At 51.0% G+C, this 2937-nt stretch carries 4 protein-coding genes; all 4 read left to right on the forward strand.

Features of this window, described 5'->3' with window-relative positions:
- A partial coding sequence (gene hisC / locus ACRC27_RS12800; protein ID WP_438640045.1) for a histidinol-phosphate transaminase occupies positions 1-1002 on the forward strand: 1002 nt, incomplete at its 5' end.
- A gap of 59 nt (positions 1003-1061) precedes the next feature.
- Positions 1062-2147, forward strand: coding sequence for a bifunctional histidinol-phosphatase/imidazoleglycerol-phosphate dehydratase HisB (gene hisB, locus ACRC27_RS12805; RefSeq protein ID WP_438640046.1), 1086 nt, complete (start codon positions 1062-1064; stop codon positions 2145-2147).
- Positions 2148-2759 (forward strand): imidazole glycerol phosphate synthase subunit HisH, encoded by a 612-nt coding sequence (gene hisH / locus ACRC27_RS12810; RefSeq protein ID WP_438622943.1) that lies wholly within the window; start codon positions 2148-2150, stop codon positions 2757-2759. It begins immediately after the preceding gene.
- A gap of 5 nt (positions 2760-2764) precedes the next feature.
- A partial coding sequence (locus ACRC27_RS12815; protein ID WP_438640047.1) for a HisA/HisF-related TIM barrel protein occupies positions 2765-2937 on the forward strand: 173 nt, incomplete at its 3' end.

A 2937-nucleotide genomic window follows, 5' to 3' on the forward strand; every position in this document is an offset into this window, starting at 1 on the left:
GCCAATGAATACCCCGTCGCGCCTGACTATTCGTTAACCACACAAAAGCTCAACCGTTATCCAGAGTGCCAGCCAGAGAGCGTGATTACCCGTTACGCCGCCTATGCCAATCTCATGCCCGAACAAGTGTTGGTCAGCCGTGGTGCAGATGAAGCGATAGAGCTGGTGATCCGCGCCTTTTGCGAACCCGCACGCGATGCCGTGATGTTTTGCCCGCCGACCTACGGTATGTACACAGTCAGCGCTGAAACGCTTGGTATTGCGCGAAAAATCGTGCCCAGCACCGCAGACTGGCAGCTCGATCTTCCAGCTATTCATGCCGCACTTGATCAGGTCAAAGTCGTCTTTGTGTGCAGCCCGAACAACCCGACCGGCAACCTGCTGCAACAACAAGACTTGCATGCGCTGCTGCAACTCACCGCCGGAAAAGCCATCGTGGTGATTGATGAAGCGTATATCGAGTTTTGCCCGCAACACAGCTGTGTACCGTTGCTGCAACAGTACCCGAATCTGGTGATTTTACGCACCCTGTCAAAAGCGTTTGCACTGGCCGGATTACGCTGCGGCTTTGCGCTCTCATCCCCCGACATTATTCGTTTGCTATTAAAAGTCATTGCCCCCTACCCACTACCGCTACCGGTTGCTGACATTGCCGCGCAAGCACTGAGCGAACAAGGGATTGCGGCGATGCAACGCAATGTTGATTCCTTGCGCACAACCCGCACATGGCTGAGTCAAGAGCTGCAAAAAAGCCCGCTATGCGACACTGTCTACCCCAGCGAAAGCAACTGGATCACGGTTCGCTTCCATAACGGTGAGAAAGTATTCAAAAATTTGTGGGATCAAGGCATTATCGTTAGAGATCAAGGAAAACAACCCGGTTTGTATAACTGTCTGCGCATCTCAATTGGCACACAAGAAGAGTGTCAGCGCACGCTGAATGTCATCAACGCGATGCCGTTATCCGATGAGATGTGCTGCCAGCAAGGAGGCATGCAGTGAAAAAAAGAGTGCGTTACGCAGCAGAAACCGCGCGCCATGCGCAGCCACACAAAGCACAACTGAATAAATCCAATTCAGTTGCACGTAATTACCTGTTTATTGATCGTGATGGCACGCTGATTAAAGAGCCACCGGAAGATTTTCAGGTTGATCGTCTCGATAAACTCAAACTCGAAGCGGGCGTTATTCCGGCGCTATTAACACTGCAGCGTCAAGGTTACACGCTGGTGATGATCACCAATCAAGACGGCTTAGGTACAGACAGTTTGCCACAAGCTGATTTTGACCTGCCGCACAACGCTATGCTCGATATTTTCAGCTCTCAGGGTATTGAGTTTGCTGATATTTTAATTTGCCCACATTTTGAGCACGACAACTGTACCTGCCGGAAACCGAAACTTGGGCTAGTAAAGCGCTACATGGAGTCGGGCTGCATTGATCATGCGCACTCCTTTGTTATTGGCGACAGACAAACTGATCTGAAACTTGCCGAAAACATGGGCATTAACGGCATTCTCTATCACCCTGACAATACAAATTGGCCGATGATTGTTCAGCGCCTGAGCTTTCCGGCCCGTACTGCCAGCGTCAGCCGTATTACGCGCGAAACCGATATTAGCGTACAAGTTTGGTTAGATGAGAACGGTGAAAACCAGATCAGCACCGGATTAGGTTTTTTTGACCACATGCTTGATCAGATTGCCACCCATGGCGGTTTTCGCATGAATATTGCCGTCAGCGGCGATCTGCACATTGATGATCACCACACTATTGAAGATACCGCTTTAGCACTCGGCCAAGCCCTGCGACAAGCACTGGGCAACAAACGCGGTATTGGTCGGTTTGGGTTTGTGCTGCCGATGGATGAGTGTCTAGCACGTTGTGCGCTTGATCTCTCCGGCCGCCCCTACTTGAAATTCAAAGCGGATTTTAACCGCGATCAAGTCGGGGATCTGAGCACTGAAATGGTGCAGCACTTCTTCCGTTCACTGACCGACAGCCTAGGCTGCACCTTGCACCTAAAAACCAAAGGCAAAAATAGCCACCACATGGTAGAAAGCCTGTTCAAAGCGTTTGGCCGCACACTACGTCAGGCCATTCACATGCAGGGTGATGCATTGCCAAGCTCAAAAGGAGTTTTGTAGATGCCACAACAGACCCCGCAAACCCGTGTGGTCATTATTGATACCGGCTGTGCCAACCTTGCTTCGGTCTATTTTGCCGTGCAAAAACTCGGCTACCACCCGGTTATCAGCAAAGAAGCTGATGTGATCCTCACCGCTGATAAATTGCTGCTGCCCGGCGTAGGTACGGCCAGTACCGCCATGGAACAGTTGCATGATCGCAATCTGATCGCCCTGATCAGAGCCTGTACCCAACCGGTATTGGGGATCTGCTTAGGCATGCAACTGATGGCCGAATATTGCGAAGAGGGTAATACCCATACTCTCGGGGTGATCCCTGATACCTCGGTTCTGCAAATGACCGATTTTGGCCTACCTCTGCCCCACATGGGCTGGAACCGCGTGTACCCAAAAGCGGGCCATCGCCTGTTTAATAATATTGCCGATGGTGAGTACTTTTACTTTGTTCACAGCTATGCGATGCAGATCAGTCACCACACGATTGCTCAGTGTCATTACGGCGAAGCCTTCTCTGCAGCAGTGCAACAGGATAATTTTTACGGTGTGCAGTTTCACCCTGAACGATCCGGTAAAGCCGGTGCCCAGTTACTGAAAAACTTTCTGGAGATGTAACAAGGATGATTATTCCCGCACTGGATCTGATCGACGGCAAAGTCGTGCGCCTGCTACAGGGTGACTATGATCACAAAACCGAATACCACGCCGACCCCACAGAGCGTCTGCAAACCTATCAGCAAGCAGGAGCACAATGGCTGCATCTGGTTGATTTAACCGGCGCAAAAGACACCAG

The sequence above is a fragment of the Plesiomonas sp. genome (assembly GCF_051650925.1).
GTDB lineage: Bacteria > Pseudomonadota > Gammaproteobacteria > Enterobacterales > CAMTGL01 > Plesiomonas.

Bases quoted from the DNA above. Each gene is read 5' to 3' on its own strand.
- hisH (WP_438622943.1), top strand. From the start codon at position 2,148: ATGCCACAACAGACCCCGCAAACCCGTGTGGTCATTATTGATACCGGC.